The organism is Citrobacter sp. RHBSTW-00524 (assembly GCF_013747755.1).
Taxonomy (GTDB): Bacteria; Pseudomonadota; Gammaproteobacteria; order Enterobacterales; family Enterobacteriaceae; genus Citrobacter; species Citrobacter braakii.
The window spans coordinates 1,670,503-1,689,013 of sequence record NZ_CP056421.1 but is presented as its reverse complement, the minus strand read 5'-3'; the positions used below and the strand labels follow the sequence as shown (position 1 = coordinate 1,689,013).

Annotated in this window: 15 protein-coding genes; 5 read left to right on the top strand and 10 right to left on the bottom strand. The window is 51.8% G+C overall.

What is annotated here, in order from left to right:
* Nucleotides 1-65: 65 nt before the first annotated feature.
* From nuoF to lrhA, 6 genes are all read right to left on the bottom strand, one after another.
* Nucleotides 66-1,403 (bottom strand): NADH-quinone oxidoreductase subunit NuoF, encoded by a 1,338-nt coding sequence (gene nuoF / locus HV229_RS08065; protein ID WP_016153836.1) that lies wholly within the window; start codon nucleotides 1,401-1,403, stop codon nucleotides 66-68.
* On the bottom strand, nucleotides 1,400-1,900 hold the full coding sequence (gene nuoE / locus HV229_RS08060; protein ID WP_003028069.1) for an NADH-quinone oxidoreductase subunit NuoE: 501 nt from the start codon (nucleotides 1,898-1,900) through the stop codon (nucleotides 1,400-1,402). Before nuoE ends, nuoF begins: the two co-directional genes overlap by 4 nt.
* Before the next feature lie 2 nt (nucleotides 1,901-1,902).
* A complete protein-coding gene (nuoC, locus tag HV229_RS08055) occupies nucleotides 1,903-3,705 on the bottom strand; it encodes an NADH-quinone oxidoreductase subunit C/D (RefSeq protein ID WP_016153837.1) in 1,803 nt (600 codons plus the stop codon).
* Nucleotides 3,706-3,790: 85 nt separating this feature from the next.
* Nucleotides 3,791-4,453, bottom strand: coding sequence for an NADH-quinone oxidoreductase subunit NuoB (nuoB, locus tag HV229_RS08050; protein ID WP_003028075.1), 663 nt, complete (start codon nucleotides 4,451-4,453; stop codon nucleotides 3,791-3,793).
* 15 nt (nucleotides 4,454-4,468) lie between these two features.
* Nucleotides 4,469-4,912, bottom strand: a complete 444-nt coding sequence (gene nuoA / locus HV229_RS08045; protein ID WP_003028077.1) for an NADH-quinone oxidoreductase subunit NuoA — start codon at nucleotides 4,910-4,912, stop codon at nucleotides 4,469-4,471.
* Nucleotides 4,913-5,539: 627 nt separating this feature from the next.
* Entirely contained in the window at nucleotides 5,540-6,478 is a 939-nt protein-coding gene (lrhA, locus tag HV229_RS08040; RefSeq protein WP_016153838.1) for a transcriptional regulator LrhA, read from the bottom strand.
* Nucleotides 6,479-7,406: 928 nt separating this feature from the next.
* Here lrhA and alaA point away from each other — a divergent pair.
* Both alaA and yfbR read left to right on the top strand, forming a co-directional pair.
* Nucleotides 7,407-8,624 carry an alanine transaminase AlaA gene (gene alaA / locus HV229_RS08035; protein WP_005129483.1) on the top strand — a complete coding sequence of 406 codons (1,218 nt, stop codon included), beginning with the start codon at nucleotides 7,407-7,409 and terminating at the stop codon, nucleotides 8,622-8,624.
* A gap of 95 nt (nucleotides 8,625-8,719) precedes the next feature.
* Nucleotides 8,720-9,319: a 5'-deoxynucleotidase gene (gene yfbR, locus HV229_RS08030; RefSeq protein ID WP_003028083.1), complete on the top strand. Its 600-nt coding sequence runs from the start codon at nucleotides 8,720-8,722 to the stop codon at nucleotides 9,317-9,319.
* A gap of 52 nt (nucleotides 9,320-9,371) precedes the next feature.
* Here the strand turns inward: yfbR and HV229_RS08025 are convergent, their stop codons facing one another.
* The 4 genes from HV229_RS08025 to yfbV all read right to left on the bottom strand — a co-directional run bounded on the left by HV229_RS08025 (nucleotide 9,372) and on the right by yfbV (nucleotide 12,985).
* Nucleotides 9,372-11,204, bottom strand: coding sequence for an SLC13 family permease (locus HV229_RS08025; protein ID WP_019077293.1), 1,833 nt, complete (start codon nucleotides 11,202-11,204; stop codon nucleotides 9,372-9,374).
* A gap of 77 nt (nucleotides 11,205-11,281) precedes the next feature.
* Nucleotides 11,282-11,959 carry a sugar phosphatase gene (locus tag HV229_RS08020; protein WP_085951065.1) on the bottom strand — a complete coding sequence of 226 codons (678 nt, stop codon included), beginning with the start codon at nucleotides 11,957-11,959 and terminating at the stop codon, nucleotides 11,282-11,284.
* Nucleotides 11,952-12,446, bottom strand: a complete 495-nt coding sequence (locus HV229_RS08015) for a YfbU family protein (RefSeq protein ID WP_016153841.1) — start codon at nucleotides 12,444-12,446, stop codon at nucleotides 11,952-11,954. Before HV229_RS08015 ends, HV229_RS08020 begins: the two co-directional genes overlap by 8 nt.
* A gap of 83 nt (nucleotides 12,447-12,529) precedes the next feature.
* Entirely contained in the window at nucleotides 12,530-12,985 is a 456-nt protein-coding gene (gene yfbV, locus HV229_RS08010; protein WP_016153842.1) for a terminus macrodomain insulation protein YfbV, read from the bottom strand.
* Nucleotides 12,986-13,324: 339 nt separating this feature from the next.
* On the opposite strand from yfbV, the gene ackA reads away from it, so the two are divergent.
* The 3 genes from ackA (at nucleotide 13,325) to yfcC (ending at nucleotide 18,468) form a co-directional block, all read left to right on the top strand.
* Nucleotides 13,325-14,527 carry an acetate kinase gene (ackA, locus tag HV229_RS08005; protein ID WP_016153843.1) on the top strand — a complete coding sequence of 401 codons (1,203 nt, stop codon included), beginning with the start codon at nucleotides 13,325-13,327 and terminating at the stop codon, nucleotides 14,525-14,527.
* 75 nt (nucleotides 14,528-14,602) lie between these two features.
* A complete protein-coding gene (gene pta, locus HV229_RS08000; RefSeq protein ID WP_016153844.1) occupies nucleotides 14,603-16,747 on the top strand; it encodes a phosphate acetyltransferase in 2,145 nt (714 codons plus the stop codon).
* A 200-nt stretch (nucleotides 16,748-16,947) separates the two neighbouring features.
* Complete coding sequence (yfcC, locus tag HV229_RS07995) at nucleotides 16,948-18,468, top strand: putative basic amino acid antiporter YfcC (protein ID WP_181547238.1); 1,521 nt, start codon at nucleotides 16,948-16,950, stop codon at nucleotides 18,466-18,468.
* The last annotated feature ends 43 nt before the right edge of the window (nucleotides 18,469-18,511 follow it).

Sequence of the window (18,511 nt, the reverse complement as noted above, 5' to 3'; positions counted from 1 at the left end):
AGTTGGCTCGGTCTAAAACCGAGCGTTAATCGAATTTCTGATCGCGATTCAGGGTTACCCTGCTATTACCAGCGCTCTTTCAGCAGGTTCGGCTGAATACCACCAATCTGATGGGTATTGCTGAAGGACTGCTTGATGCCAGCTTCGAATTCTTCGCGGAAATATTTAATGGCGCTCTGCAGCGGCTCCACCGCACCCGGTGCGTGTGCACAGAAGGTTTTACCCGGGCCGAGGAAACGACACAGTTGCTCAAGCGTCTCGATATCCCCAGGCTGGCCTTCGCCACGCTCCAGCGCGCGCAGAATTTTCACACTCCACGGCAGACCGTCACGGCACGGCGTACACCAGCCGCAGGACTCGCGGGCAAAGAACTCTTCGAGGTTACGCACCAGAGGAACCATGCCAATCTCGTGATCGACGGCCATTGCCAGCGCTGTGCCCAAACGGCTACCGGCTTTACCAATGCTTTCGAATTCCATCGGCAGATCGAGGTGCGCTTCAGTCAGGAAGTCAGTACCCGCGCCGCCCGGCTGCCAGGCTTTGAATTTCAGGCCATCACGCATGCCGCCCGCGTAATCTTCGAGGATCTCGCGCGCGGTAGTACCGAAAGGCAGTTCCCACAGGCCAGGGTTCTTCACGCGACCTGAGAAGCCCATCAGCTTGGTGCCCGCGTCTTTGCTCTGCGAAATGTTCTGGTACCACTCCACGCCGTTCGCGAGGATAGCTGGTACGTTACACAGGGTTTCGACGTTGTTAACGCAGGTCGGCTTACCCCAAGCGCCAGAGCTTGCCGGGAACGGCGGCTTAGAGCGTGGGTTAGCACGACGACCTTCAAGGGAGTTGATCAGCGCCGTCTCTTCACCGCAGATATAGCGCCCTGCCCCGGTGTGGACAAACAGTTCGAAGTCGAAACCGGTGCCCATGATGTTTTTGCCAAGCAAGCCGGCTTCGGTTGCTTCGGCAATCGCGCGACGCAGATGCACAGCCGCTTCGATATATTCACCACGCAGGAAGATGTAACCACGGTACGCTTTCAGCGCAAACGCGGAGATCAGCATGCCTTCCACCAGCAGGTGCGGCAGTTGTTCCATCAGCAGACGGTCTTTATAGGTACCCGGCTCCATTTCATCGGCGTTACACAGCAGGTAACGGATGTTCATGGATTCGTCTTTCGGCATCAGGCTCCACTTCAGACCGGTGGAAAAGCCCGCACCGCCGCGCCCTTTCAGGCCAGCGTCTTTTACCTGATTAACGATTTCGTCCGGTGACAGCCCGGTCAGGGCCTTACGTGCACCTTCGTAGCCGTTCTTGCTACGGTATTCGTCCAGCCAGACCGGCTGTTTGTCATCACGCAGACGCCAGGTCAGCGGATGCGTTTCGGGAGTACGGATAATGTCTTTCATTTATACCGCTCCAGCAGTTCGGGAATGCCTTCCGGGGTCAGGTGAGCATGAGTATCCTCATCGATCATCATGTTCGGCCCTTTATCGCAGTTCCCCAGGCAACAGGTCGGGAGCAGCGTAAAACGACCGTCAAAGGTCGTCTGCCCCGGCTTGATGTTGAGTTTTTTCTCAAGCGCAGCCTGGATCCCCTGATAGCCGTTGATATGGCACACCACGCTGTCGCAATAGCGGATCACGTGGCGACCTACCGGCTGGCGGAAGATCTGGCTATAGAACGTGGCAACACCTTCTACGTCGCTTGCCGGGATCCCCAGCACATCAGCGATCGCATAGATCGCCCCATCCGGCACCCAGCCACGCTGTTTCTGAACGATTTTCAGCGCTTCAATGGACGCCGCACGCGGGTCTTCGTAGTGGTGCTTCTCGTGCTCAATCGCTTCACGCTCAGCCGCACTCAGCTCAAAAGCCTCGGTTTGTGGTTGTTGATTCTCGTGCATAATTAGCGGTCCACATCTGACATAACAAAATCGATACTACCCAGGTGGACGATAAGGTCGGACACCAGGCTGCCACGTACCGCTACCGGGATCTGCTGCAGGTGCGCATAGCTCGGGGTACGGATACGGGTACGGTAACTCATGGTGCTGCCATCGCTGGTCAGGTAGTAACTGTTAATACCCTTGGTCGCCTCCACCATCTGGAAGGACTCGTTTGCCGGCATAACCGGTCCCCACGAAACTTGCAGGAAGTGGGTGATCAGGGTTTCGATATGTTGCAACGTGCGCTCTTTCGGCGGCGGCGTAGTCAGCGGGTGATCCGCTTTGAACGGGCCTTCCGGCATGTTGTTGAGGCACTGCTCAAGGATGCGCAGACTCTGGCGCAGCTCTTCAACTTTCAGCATCACGCGGGTATAGCAGTCGGACACGCCGCCGCCAACCGGGACTTCAAAGTCAAAGTTTTCGTAGCCAGAGTATGGACGCGCTTTACGCACGTCAAAATCAATACCGGTCGCACGCAGCGCAGCACCGGTACAACCCCAGTCCAGCGCTTCTTTCTTACCATAAGCGGCAACGCCCTGCGAACGGCCTTTCAGGATGGTGTTACGCAGTGCGGCTTTCTCGTAGGAATCCAGACGTTTTGGCATCCAGTCGAGGAAGTCACGCAGCAGTTTGTCCCAACCGCGCGGCAGATCGTGTGCCACACCGCCGATACGGAACCAGGCCGGGTGCATACGGAAACCGGTGATCGCTTCCACTACGTCATAGATTTTCTGACGGTCGGTAAAGGCGAAGAAGACCGGCGTCATCGCGCCGACGTCCTGGATGAACGTGGAGATGTACAGCAGGTGGCTGTTGATACGGAACAGTTCAGACAACATAACGCGAATCACGTTGACGCGATCCGGCGTGGTGATGCCAGCCAGTTTCTCAACGGCCAGTACGTAAGGCATTTCGTTAACGCAGCCGCCGAGGTACTCGATACGGTCGGTGTACGGAATGTAGCTATGCCAGGACTGACGTTCACCCATCTTTTCAGCGCCACGGTGGTGGTAGCCGATGTCAGGCACGCAGTCGACGATTTCTTCGCCATCAAGCTGCAGCACAATACGGAACGCACCGTGAGAAGACGGGTGGTTAGGACCGAGGTTGAGGAACATGAAGTCCTCGTTTTCGGAACTACGCTTCATACCCCATTCTTCTGGTTTGAAGGTCAGTGATTCCATTTCCAGATCCTGTTTGGCTTTGGTCAGCTCAAACGGATCGAATTCGGTCGCACGCGCCGGGTAGTCTTTACGCAGCGGATGACCTTCCCAGGTATGCGGCATCAGCAGACGCGTCAGGTGCGGGTGACCTTCGATGTCGATGCCAAACATTTCCCAGGTTTCACGCTCATACCAGTTGGCGTTCGGGAACAGTTTGGTGAACGTCGGTACGCGCAGGTCGTTTTCAGACAATGCCACCTTGAGCATGATATCGCGATTGCGTTCAATGGAGATCAGGTGATAGAAAACGGAAAAATCCGCGGCAGGTAACCCTTCGCGGTGCGTACGCAGACGTTCGTCCATGCCGTGTAAGTCAAACAGCATGACGTAAGGTTTCGGCAGTCTCTTTAAGAAATCGCCAACTTCCAGTAATTGTTCACGCTTGACCCAAACAACAGGTACCCCGGTGCGAGTCGCCTGAACGGTAAAGGCATCCGGCCCAAAACGGTTGCGCAGTTCGCCAATGACCGGGTCATCAAGGTGATCCCGTGTTTGCCATACAGCGTCTTGCGCGGTTAAGTCGGTCATATTGTTCACCATTGCAAATGGTCCGTGGTGGTCGGCAGTGCTTCGCGCTATTTATGTAGTGATAAGCGAAGGAAGTGCTGCTGCCGACAGGCGCAAATTAAATCTCGTCTGGTGTACGAAGATTCGTTACAGCAATACGTTCGCCGCGTTTACGCTCGCGTTCTGACTGCATATTGGCGCGATAAACGCCCTGATCGCCAACCACCCAGGAGAGCGGACGGCGTTCTTTGCCAATGGAATCTTGCAGCAGCATCAGAGCCTGCATATACGCTTCCGGACGCGGCGGGCATCCCGGGATGTACACATCGACCGGAATAAATTTATCAACGCCCTGCACCACAGAATAGATGTCGTACATACCGCCGGAGTTGGCGCATGCGCCCATGGAAATAACCCATTTCGGTTCCAGCATCTGATCGTAGAGGCGCTGAATAACCGGCGCCATTTTGGTAAAGCAGGTTCCGGCTACGACCATCAGGTCAGCCTGACGCGGCGATGCACGCAGTACTTCTGCACCAAAACGGGCCACATCGTGCACGGCGGTAAACGAGGTCACCATCTCAACGTAGCAGCAGGAAAGGCCAAAGTTATATGGCCAAATTGAGTTTTTACGGCCCCAGTTAACCATGTCATGCAGCTTGCCCATGAACACGTTTTTGTTAACTTCTTGCTCCAGGGGGTCGGTTACGATCTCCTGTTTTTGCAGGGGGTAACGGTCGTTCTCACCGTTAGGATCTATGCGGGTGAGCGTATAATCCATCTTAATGCCTCGCGGTTAGCGTTGACGATTAGCGATACTGTTCGTTTCCGGGTTCATACGCTCGCGGCGTGAACGCGCGGGCGTCCAGTCCAGCGCGCCAATACGCACCAGATAAACCAGACCTGCCAGTAACACAAAAATAAAAATTGCAGCTTCCACAAAGCCAATCCAGCCGCTTTCACGGATAGAAGTTGACCATGCGAACAGATACAGCGCTTCAACGTCGAAGATAACGAAGAACATGGCTACCAGATAAAACTTGGCAGACAGGCGCAAGCGGGCGGTGCCGACCGAGTCGATACCTGATTCAAACGGCACGTTTTTAGATCTCGCGCGCGCGCGACCACCTAAAAACCAGCCGCCGACGAGCATCAGGCAGCACAGGCCAATGGCAACAATAAGAAAGATAGCGAATGCCCAGTGATGAGCGATGATTTCAGTGGATGTTGACATACTCATTGCTTACTCATCAAAAGTAGCGCCAAATTCTCTGCTCTTTTCGGCAGATGAACGCCACATCGATTCATGGGGAGGAATAAAAAAAACCTTACAATCACTGTGAAAAACCATTTTATACAGCTAATTGATGGGGTTTTTTACTCCTTTCTATAACCTTTTGTCAACTTTAACAAAAGTTTCCTCACATTATTTTACACCGCTCCAACTTCATTAACATAAAGTGCTATTTAGACCAATTTCGATCGCATCATCGGTCATTTTTAATGTTGTTGAATCGTGTCCGTAGTGAAGTAAAAAAGATAATACTCACCTATTTTGACAGGAATTCACCCAGATGCCTCCCCCTAAATGGGAGTATTTTCTTGATCTGTGACACGCTTTTGTTAATTCACCATAAAAAACAGCAACAATTTCTCTAGTTTTTTAACATGGAAACAATTAGTAACGCTGCTGCTTATTTTTCAGCCAGGTGTCAGGCCGTTTTTTTACCTTCTGATTTTGTTAAGTTTTAGTATAGCAAATGACATAAAGCGGCAATATTTACATAAAAAAAGAGCCGCTGGATGTTTTTTCATCACCAGAGGCTCTTTTTTACACTAACATTTTAAAACGATTTTTTGTGACGGATTACTCAAAGTCGCCTTCAACAATCAGCGAGTCATCTCCCCCTTCCGGGGTAAACTGATTGTATTGCCAAGGATTTTGATACGTTTGCATCGACTTAAAGATAACTTCTGCCAACTCATTTTGCGTGGACGGATCGCAGCACAACAGATACTCAGTATCAGGCAATGGCGGTAATCCGTCGGCGGCGCCCAGTACGCGTAAATCCGGACTCATCATTTCAACAGGCCGCGCAGTGACGCCGAGCCCTGCTTTTACCGCCGCGCGAACCGCAGGTAATGTTGAAGCAACATAAGCCAGACGCCACGGGATCTGAGCAGCGTTTAATGTCGCCAGCACGATATCGCGAAACGGGCTCGGATCGTCCAGCAGAACCAACGGTACCGGCTCACCTTTTTGCAGAATATATTCGGCAGCACAGTACCAATGCGTTGGCGAGGTACGCAGATTCAGACATTCAAAATCGCCAGGACGGTTGGTAGTCACAACCAAGTCCACTTCTTGCGACTTCAGCATATCCACCATGTAGGCGTTACGCTTGACCCTCACATCCAGCGCAAGCTTCGGATAAACCGAACTTATTCGGTTGAGCAGGAAAGGCAGTATGGTATCGGCTGATTCATCAGAAGCACCGATAGTTAACACTCCCTGAAGATTATTAAACATTAATGATGAGCATGCCTCATCATTAAAGCGCAGTATTTTTCTGGCGTAACCCAACAGTTGTATACCATGTTCGGTCAGTAGTTTGTTGCGTCCATGGCGCGCGAACAACTCTTTCCCCACGAGTTGCTCAAGACGCTGCATTTGCTGACTCACCGCAGACTGAGTTCGACATACCGCAGCTGCCGCAGCCGCAAAGGTATTCAGGTCGGCAACAGCAACGAAGGTTCTCAGCAGATCGAGGTCGAGGTTAATTATCGGACGATTTGCATTTATCATAGTTTTTCACTTACTCGCGGGTCATACCGGGTTAATGCTGTGCATTTGGAATCAAACAACTCCATTTGTAATGTGCCTCCCTCGCAGTTTCGCTTAGTGTAACCAAGTGAAAATAAGGATGTATTTGGTTTAACAAACGAAACAATTCTCTTTCCTGGCTATTTTAATTCCCGTGATATTCATCGGAATATAGCAACGAGAAAGAGCCGAATTTTTAGCTGCTGGATGATTCTGACTTAGGGAAAACATGTAAATTTTGTAAATTTAAAAAAAAGTTAACGAACAATAATTTACACATTAAAAACTAACTTTTCAGTGTGTTAGGAACAACCAACAAACATTTGAATTATCTTAAAATTCAGACTACTTACCATTTCATGAGACTTATCTTAACCTAAAACCACTATATTTATAAGTGTTATCGTGAATAATTCCAGGCTACCAGGTGTTATGTCAGAGCAGCGGTTTTGCTATTATTGGCCCATTCAATTTAATGTCGTTTAAATATTAAATAATAATTAATTAAGAATTCTTCAATTCATTAATTCTGCTTAACAATGAATTCACACCGTATCACGTACGGATCAGGCCGATAACAGGTCCCGCAGTTAAAACCTCAGTATTTTCGAATTACCTCATCCACCTTAGACACCCGTGACATTTCGCTTTACAGGCTTAACTTTTTTTGACCAAACAATTCACCACAACCAAACCAATAAAACAAAATATACTACCAATAAAACAAATCCAGATAGATTATTATCTCATAATATTTACATTATTTAGTTGTTAACAGTTAATTATCACTTCATAGCTTTTCAAAATCTTCTACTAAAGACCCTTCAAAACTCACCGCCGTGGGAGTACATTGTGCTGGGCTGACTTCCATGGCAGGGAGTGGCATTCACAGCTAAAAAGGTCAACGTTCATGTCCCCCATTGAAAAATCCAGCAAATTAGAAAACGTCTGTTATGACATTCGCGGCCCGGTTCTGAAGGAAGCAAAGCGCCTGGAAGAAGAAGGCAATAAGGTTCTGAAACTGAACATCGGCAACCCCGCGCCATTCGGGTTTGAAGCGCCAGATGAAATACTGGTGGATGTGATCCGCAATTTGCCAACAGCGCAAGGATATTGCGACTCCAAAGGCCTTTATTCCGCCCGGAAAGCGATTATGCAGCATTACCAGGCCCGTGGTATGCGCGACGTAACCGTGGAAGATATTTATATCGGCAACGGCGTTTCTGAATTAATTGTGCAGGCTATGCAGGCGTTGCTGAACAGTGGGGACGAAATGCTGGTTCCTGCTCCTGATTATCCGCTGTGGACGGCGGCAGTATCGCTCTCCGGCGGTAATGCCGTGCACTACCTGTGTGACGAATCATCAGACTGGTTCCCGGACCTGGATGATATCCGCGCCAAAATCACGCCGCGTACGCGTGGGATCGTCATCATCAACCCAAACAACCCAACCGGCGCTGTTTACTCTAAAGAGCTGCTGATGGAGATTGTTGAGATTGCTCGCCAGAACAACCTCATCATCTTTGCGGATGAGATTTACGACAAAATTCTCTACGACGACGCTGAACACCACTCCATTGCTGCAATGGCGCCGGATCTGCTGACCATCACCTTCAATGGTCTGTCAAAAACCTATCGCGTTGCCGGTTTCCGTCAGGGCTGGATGGTGCTGAACGGGCCGAAGAAACATGCTAAAGGATATATTGAAGGTCTTGAGATGCTGGCCTCTATGCGCCTGTGTGCCAACGTTCCGGCGCAACATGCCATTCAGACCGCGCTGGGCGGATACCAGAGCATCAGCGAATTTATCATGCCTGGTGGGCGTCTGTATGAACAACGCAACCGCGCCTGGGAACTGCTCAATGACATTCCCGGTGTCTCCTGCGTAAAACCGCGCGGCGCGCTGTATATGTTCCCGAAAATTGATGCTAAACGCTTCAACATTCATGACGACCAGAAGATGGTGCTCGACTTCCTGCTGCAGGAAAAAGTACTGCTGGTTCAGGGAACAGCGTTCAACTGGCCGTGGCCGGATCATTTCCGCATCGTCACGCTGCCGCGTATTGACGATATTGAAATGTCGCTGAGTAAATTTGAGCGTTTCCTGTCAGGGTATCACCAGCTGTAATTAAACAAAGGCTGTCGGATGGATGACGAGTATTTGCATCTGACAGCCTTCTCTGCGCAAAATGACTCTTAGGTTGCCATCATATAAGGGTCGTTATGAAGCAGAGCCATTTTTTTGCCCACCTCTCCCGTCTGAAGCTCATTAATCGCTGGCCGCTGATGCGCAACGTGCGCACCGAAAACGTGTCTGAACACAGTCTGCAGGTTGCCATGGTTGCCCATGCGCTGGCCGCGATCAAAAACCGTAAATTTGGTGGTCAGGTTAATGCTGAGCGTATTGCTCTGTTGGCGATGTATCACGATGCGTCAGAAGTGCTGACCGGTGATCTCCCTACCCCGGTGAAATATTTCAACTCGCAGATTGCGCAGGAATATAAAGCGATAGAGAAAATTGCCCAGCAAAAACTGGTCGATATGGTACCTGATGAACTGCGCGATATTTTTGCGCCGCTCATTGATGAACATGCCTTAAGTGAAGAAGAGAGATCGATTGTTAAACAGGCCGATGCCCTGTGCGCGTATCTGAAGTGTCTGGAGGAACTCTCTGCCGGTAACAACGAATTCCTGCTTGCCAAGACGCGTCTGGAAAAAACGCTCGAGTCGCGACGCAGCGAAGAGATGGACTACTTTATGGACGTGTTTGTCCCGAGTTTTCACCTCTCATTAGATGAAATCAGCCAGGATTCTCCGCTATAAACGCATGACCCGGTGGCGGCGAAGATATCCCCGTCGCCATCCGCCAACAACATCAAAACGGAAACAGCATCGGGATCATCACCACGCACACCGCCATCACAATGATGGTAAACGGTACGCCAATCTTCACGAAATCGCTAAAGCTGTAGTTGCCAGGTCCGAGCACCAGAGTGTTTACCGGCGAAGAGACCGGTGTCATAAAGGCTGCGGATGCTGCCATCGCAATCCCCATCGCAAAAGGATACGGTGAAACGCCCATCGACTTTGCAGCCGCCAGCGCGATTGGCGCCATCAGCACCGCCGTCGCGGTGTTGGAGATAAATAACCCGATAGTCGCACACAGCACGAACAGGCAGCCCAACATCACATACGGGCCATACCCGCCACCGACATCCATCAGCCCTTTCACCACCAAGTCGACACCGCCGGTTTTTTGTAAAGCCAGCGCGAAGGGCATCATCCCGACAATCAAAATAATGCTTGGCCAGTGAATCGCTTTATAGGCACTTTCGGCATCAATACAGCGAAATTTCCCCATCAGTAGACAAGCGATGATCGCAGCCACCGTATTGGGAATTTCATCAGTGAGCATCAGAGCAACCATCAGCACCAGACAGAAAATCGCATGCGGTGCCTGGCTGTGCGCCGGAGAAGCTTCACTGACTTCCTCGGGCATATTCAGCACGACAAAATCACGCCCTTTTTGTCCCAACAGTGTGATGAGCTTCCAGTTGCCCACCACTAATATGATATCGCCCATCAGCAATGGCTCATCCACCACCGCTCCAGCCAGAGCCGCGCCATCGCGCTTCAGCCCAACGACATTCAGCCCGTAGCGGGTACGAAAAGCGATTTCCCGTACCGTTTTGCCGATCAATTCCGATTCAGGGATCAGAGAGATCTCGGCCATCCCCACATCAAGCGCCTGCTCGGAGAAGTATTCGCCGCGCAGTACCATTGGTTCCAGAAACTGTTCACTGCAAAATTCACGCAGGTCGACATCGGCCGCGGACATATCAATCAGCAATACATCACGGGCGCGAAACTCAGAAACCCCGTTAACGTCGACTATTACGCGACGAAAGCGACGCCAGCGTTCCACGCCAATCACGTTTGCCCCGTAGCGCTCACGCAGCTTCAGATCATCCAGACGCTGGCCAATCATAGGAGAACCGGGACGAATCGCCAGCCGACGCGCGCGCCCGGTCAGGCGATATTCTTTAATCAGATCGCGAAAGGTCCGGCGTTTCCAGCCGTCTCCCGGCTGCCTGGAATCTTCTCCCTTGAGCATAAAGCGCATCAGCAGCATATAAATTATGCCGAGTACCAGAACCACCAGCCCCAGCGGGGTAACACTAAAAAAGCTGAACCCGTTAAGTCCTTCACGTAACAGTTCACTGTTGACGACCAGGTTAGGCGGCGTCGCCACCAGCGTCATCATGCCGCTTATCAATCCGGCAAAGCTCAGCGGCATCATCAGGCGTGAAGGGGAAATTTCCATGCGCATGGAAACGCTTAAGACCACCGGGATAAAGATGGCGACCACGCCGGTCGAACTCATAAACGCCCCGAGCCCGGCAACGGTAATCATCAGCAACACCAGCATTTTGACTTCACTGCTGCCAGCCACCTTCACCAGCCAGGCACCCATTACTGTCGCCACCCCGGTACGCACCAGGCCGTCGCCGATAATGAATAATGCCGCTATCAAAATAACGTTAGGATCGCTGAATCCGGAAAAGGCTTCTGTGATGCTCAATGTTCCGCTCAGAACAAAGGCAATGATGACCAGCAAAGCGACCGCGTCCATACGCACTCTGCCAGTAACAAACAAGACGACGGCAATCGCCAGCAATGAGAGAACCCATATCAATTCACCGTTCACAACATATCCTTGTTAAATGAGAGGGATGGATCGATTCTGCCATAAAAAAGCCCCAACAATCTGGGGCTAAATCATGTTCAGGTATTTCTTACCACGACCACATTTCCGTTAGGCTGTTTGGTCACAGAAATATGTTCCAGACTGGTCAGCGAAAAATCGACCTCATCCAGACGCGGCGTGTCCACAGGCGCGTTGACCGCTATCACATGACACCCTGCCGCCAGTCCTGAAAGCACCCCAGCGGGCGCATCTTCCACCACCGCGCATTCCTGTGGCGCAAGACCTAGAAGCTGGGCGCCTAACAGATAGGCGTCAGGCTCGGGTTTGCCTCTTTTTACCCGCTCGGCGGTGACAAACACTTCAGGAGCAGGCAGACCCGCGACACGATGACGCGCTCGTGCGACCGGCATGGATCCGGAGGTCACAATCGCCCATGGAATACCCGCTTTATTGAGGTGGTTGAGTAAATCAACCGCTCCCGGCAGCGCTGTGATCCCCGCGGTTTCCGTCGCTTCGATCTGCTCCAGGCGGGTGAATTCCGCGGCGATCTCAGCCTCAGATTTGCCCACCATAAAGTGTCGCAGGGAGGTAATGGCCTGCTTGCCATGAATAAAGCCGAGCACCTCGGCGTGATCGAGGCCAAAACGATCGGCCCAGTTGCACCACGCGCGTTCTACTGCGGGTAAGGAATCGACCAGCGTTCCATCCAGATCAAACAGAAAACCTTTGCACTGCACGCTCGCCCCCTCAGGCATTAATGATTTGGTTAATTTCATTCGCACTCAGGTGATACTGGCGCGGGCAAGAGTGCCAGACATTTAGCATACGCTGATATTTTTCCCACATCGGGGTCTGGGCGTTGAAGCCATGCGTACCCGCATCAAAGTGGGTATAACGACCTTCGACATTAACCATAAAACGTACGTACCCGAGGTAACGGGCTTCCGTTGCGGCGTCAAAGCCAAGGAAGGTCACGCGGCGCTCATCAATAGCCTGCGCGTCCTTAAGATTAGTCCAGGACACATGTAATGCGTGATACATCTCCATAATATCGATAATCGTACGACAGGTTTCTTCCGTCAGCTCACCGAACTCACGATCCAGCTCGCGCATCTGCAAGCCGTAACCGCGTTCAATAATCGTCTGCAAACGACGATAACGCTCGGCGTTAGTGGGATCGAGCATAGTCATCATTTTGTACTGATTAGACAAAATCAGACGTTGAGCGTTGGTCATTTCCATTTGGGACTCCTGTATCACTACTACTGCGATGAAAAAAAAGAAGGCATCTTGTGCCTTCTTTTATATGCGTAATCAGGGGTCAATTACAAATCATCAAGGAAAGTTTTATCCAGTTGTTTGAAGGCGCGCTTAAGCGTGTCAGCCAGCGCCTGATAATCAGGCTTTCCTTCTACCGGAGTGAGCGCCTGCCCGGCTTCTTGCAATTTACCCCGAACTTCGTAGAACCAGTTGAGTATTGAAGGCGGCAGCGGCGTTACAGAACGTTTACCCAGCCACCACATGCCCTGCATCGGCAGGCTGAGCGCAAACAGCGCAGTCGCCACGGCCGGTCCCAACTGCCCCCCTAACGCAATTTGCCAGCATAAGGTGAAGACGGCGATAGGCGGCATAAAACGGATCGCGTAACGCGTCATGCGGATCACGCGGTTCTCTACAAACACAGGTGCGAGGCGCTTTTCCATTGGCCACGTCTTCGCATAGTGCTGCCCCCGGCGAAACAAGCTAAAAAAATTGACGGAACGATTATCCGGTGTCGACATGGCGGTTACCTCAACTTCACATATAAAAATTAAAAAATTTGTGCAAAACAACAACTACAAGGGACATCGTTCAAAACATTTTGTCTTTGATACCCACATTCAGGTATCCTGTGCCGGCCTGTAAGGCCTTTAGTCCAAAATCATTGAGTCGTCAAATTGACACATAGTATGCCATTGGCTGAAAAATACGCAAAATGACATAGACTCAAAGGTATTTATTCCATCGTGCCCAAAAAGACTATGGCGCATGATGTTAATCATAAACGTCGGTGTCATCATGCGCTACGCTCTATGACTTCCTGACGTTTTTTTAGCCACGTATCATAAATAGGTACTTCCATGTCGAGTAAGTTAGTACTGGTTCTGAACTGCGGTAGCTCCTCACTGAAATTTGCCATCATCGATGCAGTAAACGGTGAAGAATACCTCTCTGGTTTAGCCGAATGTTTCCATCTCCCAGAAGCACGTATCAAGTGGAAAATGGACGGCGGTAAACAAGAAGCGGCTTTAGGTGCAGGCGCCGCTCACAGTGAAGCGCTGAATTTTATCGTTAATACTATTCTGGCACAAAAACCAGAACTGTCTGCTCAGCTGACTGCGATTGGTCACCGTGTTGTTCACGGCGGCGAGAAATACACCGGCTCTGTGGTTATCGACGATTCCGTTATTCAGGGTATCAAAGACGCAGCCTCTTTTGCACCGCTGCATAACCCTGCACACCTGATCGGTATCGCAGAAGCGCTGAAATCCTTCCCGAATCTGAAAGACAAAAACGTGGCTGTGTTCGACACCGCGTTCCATCAGACCATGCCGGAAGAGTCTTACCTCTATGCTCTGCCATACAGCCTGTACAAAGAACACGGTGTTCGTCGTTACGGCGCGCACGGTACCAGCCACTTCTTCGTGACTCAGGAAGCGGCAAAAATTCTGAACAAACCGGTTGATGAGCTCAACATCATCACTTGCCACCTGGGCAATGGCGGTTCTGTTTCTGCTATCCGTAACGGTAAATGTGTTGATACCTCCATGGGTCTGACCCCGCTGGAAGGTCTGGTGATGGGTACGCGTTCCGGTGACATCGACCCGGCGATCATCTTCCACCTGCACGACACCCTGGGCATGAGCGTTGACCAGATCAACAAAATGCTGACCAAAGAGTCCGGCCTGCTGGGTCTGACCGAAGTCACCAGCGACTGCCGTTATGTTGAAGATAACTACGCGACTAAAGAAGACGCTAAACGTGCAATGGACGTTTACTGTCACCGTCTGGCGAAATACATCGGTTCTTACACTGCGCTGATGGATGGTCGTCTGGATGCAGTTGTCTTCACCGGTGGTATCGGTGAAAACGCAGCGATGGTTCGTGAACTGTCTCTGGGCAAACTGGGCGTTCTGGGCTTTGAAGTTGACCACGAACGTAACCTGGCCGCACGTTTCGGCAAATCTGGTTTCATCAACAAAGAAGGTACCCGTCCTGCGGTGGTTATCCCAACCAACGAAGAACTGGTTATCGCGCAAGACGCGAGCCGTCTGACTGCCTGATTTCACACCGCCAGCCTAGCTGGCGGTGCTGTTTTGTAACCCGTCTACATCGACGGTAACGAAAGAGGATAAACCGTGTCCCGTATTATTATGCTGATCCCTACCGGAACCAGCGTCGGTCTGACCAGCGTCAGCCTTGGCGTGATCCGCGCAATGGAACGCAAAGGCGTTCGTCTGAGCGTCTTCAAGCCGATCTCTCAACCGCGTGCCGGTGGCGATGCGCCAGACCAGACTACCAGCATCGTCCGTGCTAACTCTTCTCTGCCAGCCGCTGAGCCGCTGAAGATGAGCCACGTTGAATCTCTGTTGTCCAGCAATCAGAAAGATGTGCTGATGGAAGAGATCATCGCGAACTACCACGCGAACACTAAAGACGCTGAAGTTGTACTGGTTGAAGGCCTGGTCCCAACCCGTAAACATCAGTTCGCGCAGTCTCTGAACTACGAAATCGCGAAAACGCTGAACGCAGAAATCGTCTTCGTAATGTCTCAGGGTACCGATACCCCGGAACAGCTGAACGAGCGTATTGAACTGACTCGCAGCAGCTTCGGCGGCGCGAAAAACACCAACATCACCGGCGTAATCGTTAACAAACTGAACGCACCGGTTGATGAGCAGGGCCGTACTCGCCCGGATCTGTCCGAGATTTTCGACGACTCTTCCAAAGCAAAAGTGATCAAAGTTGATCCGGCTAAACTGCAAGAATCCAGCCCACTGCCGGTTCTGGGCGCGGTGCCATGGAGCTTCGATCTGATCGCAACGCGTGCAATCGATATGGCGCGTCATCTGAACGCCACTATCGTTAACGAAGGTGATATCAACACCCGTCGCGTGAAGTCTGTGACTTTCTGCGCACGCAGCATTCCGCACATGCTGGAGCACTTCCGTGCCGGTTCTCTGCTGGTGACTTCCGCCGATCGTCCTGACGTGCTGGTTGCAGCATGCCTGGCAGCCATGAACGGCGTGGAAATCGGTGCCCTGCTGCTGACTGGCGGCTACGAAATGGACGCGCGTATCACTAAACTGTGCGAACGTGCATTTGAAACCGGCCTGCCGGTATTCATGGTGAACACCAACACCTGGCAGACCTCTCTGAGCCTGCAGAGCTTCAACCTGGAAGTTCCGGTTGACGATCACGAACGTATTGAGAAAGTTCAGGAATACGTTGCTAACTACATCAACGCTGACTGGATTGAATCCCTGACCGCGACCTCTGAGCGCAGCCGTCGTCTGTCTCCGCCAGCGTTCCGTTATCAGCTGACCGAGCTGGCACGTAAAGCCGGCAAGCGCGTTGTTCTGCCGGAAGGTGACGAGCCGCGTACCGTTAAAGCGGCGGCTATCTGTGCTGAACGCGGTATCGCAACCTGCGTACTGCTGGGCAACCCGGATGAGATCACCCGCGTTGCGGCCTCTCAGGGCGTTGAGCTGGGCGCTGGCGTAGAAATCGTTGATCCAGATGTGGTTCGCGAAAGCTACGTTGCTCGCCTGGTCGAACTGCGTAAAAACAAAGGTATGACCGAAACCGTTGCCCGCGAACAGCTGGAAGACAACGTGGTTCTCGGTACCCTGATGCTGGAACAGGACGACGTTGACGGTCTGGTTTCTGGTGCAGTTCATACCACCGCGAACACCATCCGTCCGCCGCTGCAGCTGATCAAAACTGCACCGGGTAGTTCCCTGGTGTCTTCCGTGTTCTTCATGCTGCTGCCGGATCAGGTTTACGTATACGGCGACTGCGCGATCAACCCGGATCCGACTGCAGAGCAACTGGCAGAAATCGCGATTCAGTCCGCTGAATCCGCCATTGCTTTCGGTATCGAACCACGTGTAGCAATGCTCTCCTACTCCACCGGTACTTCTGGTGCAGGTAGCGACGTAGAAAAAGTTCGTGAAGCCACGCGTCTGGCGCAGGAAAAACGTCCTGACCTGATGATCGACGGTCCGCTGCAGTATGACGCCGCCGTTATGGCTGACGTAGCAAAATCCAAAGCGCCGAACTCTCCGGTTGCAGGTCGTGCTACCGTGTTCATCTTCCCGGATCTGAACACCGGTAACACCACCTACAAAGCGGTACAGCGTTCTGCCGACCTGATCTCCATCGGGCCGATGCTGCAGGGTATGCGCAAGCCTGTGAACGACCTGTCTCGTGGCGCGCTGGTTGACGACATCGTCTACACCATCGCTCTGACCGCGATCCAGTCTTCCCAACAGCAGCAGTAATCTGTCGAGTGTGCCGGATGTCTTATCCGGCAACACTTCTGCTTATTAAACCGGAAATAGCTTATATTTCCGGTTTTTTTATACCTGTTTTTCCCGTTGGCATATTCTGAAACCTTTGCCAGGATGCGCTGCATCAATGAATAACTATTCTCCTGTTTGCATACTTATCCTCTTTTGCATTGCAACAGGGATAGTCTTTCATGTCAGCAGTAACAGAAACACAGCCAGCTAAAAAATGGGCGATGCCCGATACGTTGGTGATTATTTTTTTCGTTACCATTTTAACCAGTCTGGCGACATGGGTTGTTCCCGTCGGAATGTTCGACAGTCAGGAAGTGCAGTATCAGGTTGATGGACAAACCAAAACCCGTAAGGTGGTCGACCCCCATTCTTTTCGAATTCTGACCAACGACGCGGGCGAAGAGCAGTATCACCGGGTGCAGTTTTTCACCACCGGTGATGAGCGCCCTGGCCTGATGAATTTTCCGTTTGAAGGGTTAACCTCCGGCTCTAAATTCGGCACTGCCGTCGGCATTATTATGTTTATGCTGGTGATTGGCGGTGCATTCGGCATCGTTATGCGTACCGGAACCATCGATAACGGCATCCTGGCGCTCATCCGCCATACGCGAGGAAACGAAGTCCTGTTTATCCCGGTGCTGTTTGTTCTCTTCTCATTAGGCGGCGCGGTGTTTGGCATGGGGGAAGAGGCGGTCGCCTTTGCCATTATTATCGCACCGTTAATGGTACGGTTAGGTTACGACAGTATCACCACCGTTCTGGTCACCTATATTGCGACTCAAATTGGATTCGCCAGCTCATGGATGAACCCGTTCTGCGTGGTCGTCGCGCAGGGGATTGCGGGCGTGCCGGTGCTCTCTGGTTCCGGTCTGCGTATCATTGTCTGGGTAATTGCGACCCTGATAGGTCTGACCTTCACGCTGGCCTATGCGGCGCGCATCAAAAAGAATCCGCTTTTGTCCCGGGTACATGAATCCGACCGTTTCTTTCGCGAACAGCAGGACGACGTTGTGGAACGACGCTTCACGCTGGGCGACTGGCTGGTGCTGCTGGTGCTGACTGCGGTAATGATTTGGGTTGTCTGGGGCGTGATCGTCAACGCGTGGTTTATTCCTGAGATCGCCAGTCAGTTCTTCACCATGGGCCTGGTAATTGGCATCATCGGCGTGGTCTTTCGTCTCAACGGCATGACGGTCAACATCATGGCCTCCTCATTCACTGAAGGCGCGCGAATGATGATTGCCCCTGCCCTGCTGGTCGGTTTTGCCAAGGGCATATTACTGCTGGTCGGTAATGGAGAGGCGGGTGAAGCCAGCGTGTTGAACACGCTGCTGCACAGCATTGCCAACGGCATCAGCGGGCTGGATAACGCCATCGCGGCGTGGTTTATGCTGCTGTTCCAGGCGGTGTTTAATTTCTTCGTTACTTCCGGCTCTGGTCAGGCTGCATTGACCATGCCGTTATTAGCACCCTTAGGCGATCTGGTTGGCGTAAACCGTCAGGTCACCGTACTGGCCTTCCAGTTTGGCGACGGATTCAGCCATATTATCTATCCTACGTCGGCATCGCTGATGGCAACGTTAGGCGTGTGTCGGGTGGATTTTCGTAACTGGCTGAAGGTTGGCGCCACGCTGTTGGGACTGCTGTTTATTATGTCCAGCGTGGTGGTGATTGGCGCGCAGATAATGGGTTACCATTAAAAAACGATTGCCCGGCCTACACGACTTCTCGACGCTGTAGGCC

Bases quoted from the DNA above. Each gene is read 5' to 3' on its own strand.
- alaA (WP_005129483.1), top strand. From the start codon at position 7,407: ATGTCCCCCATTGAAAAATCCAGCAAATTAGAAAACGTCTGTTATGAC.
- nuoC (WP_016153837.1), bottom strand. From the start codon at position 3,705: ATGGTGAACAATATGACCGACTTAACCGCGCAAGACGCTGTATGGCAA.
- HV229_RS08020 (WP_085951065.1), bottom strand. From the start codon at position 11,959: ATGCCTGAGGGGGCGAGCGTGCAGTGCAAAGGTTTTCTGTTTGATCTG.
- nuoA (WP_003028077.1), bottom strand. From the start codon at position 4,912: ATGAGTATGTCAACATCCACTGAAATCATCGCTCATCACTGGGCATTC.
- HV229_RS08015 (WP_016153841.1), bottom strand. From the start codon at position 12,446: ATGGAAATGACCAACGCTCAACGTCTGATTTTGTCTAATCAGTACAAA.
- yfbV (WP_016153842.1), bottom strand. From the start codon at position 12,985: ATGTCGACACCGGATAATCGTTCCGTCAATTTTTTTAGCTTGTTTCGC.
- lrhA (WP_016153838.1), bottom strand. From the start codon at position 6,478: ATGATAAATGCAAATCGTCCGATAATTAACCTCGACCTCGATCTGCTG.
- nuoB (WP_003028075.1), bottom strand. From the start codon at position 4,453: ATGGATTATACGCTCACCCGCATAGATCCTAACGGTGAGAACGACCGT.
- yfbR (WP_003028083.1), top strand. From the start codon at position 8,720: ATGAAGCAGAGCCATTTTTTTGCCCACCTCTCCCGTCTGAAGCTCATT.
- yfcC (WP_181547238.1), top strand. From the start codon at position 16,948: ATGTCAGCAGTAACAGAAACACAGCCAGCTAAAAAATGGGCGATGCCC.
- ackA (WP_016153843.1), top strand. From the start codon at position 13,325: ATGTCGAGTAAGTTAGTACTGGTTCTGAACTGCGGTAGCTCCTCACTG.
- nuoE (WP_003028069.1), bottom strand. From the start codon at position 1,900: ATGCACGAGAATCAACAACCACAAACCGAGGCTTTTGAGCTGAGTGCG.
- nuoF (WP_016153836.1), bottom strand. From the start codon at position 1,403: ATGAAAGACATTATCCGTACTCCCGAAACGCATCCGCTGACCTGGCGT.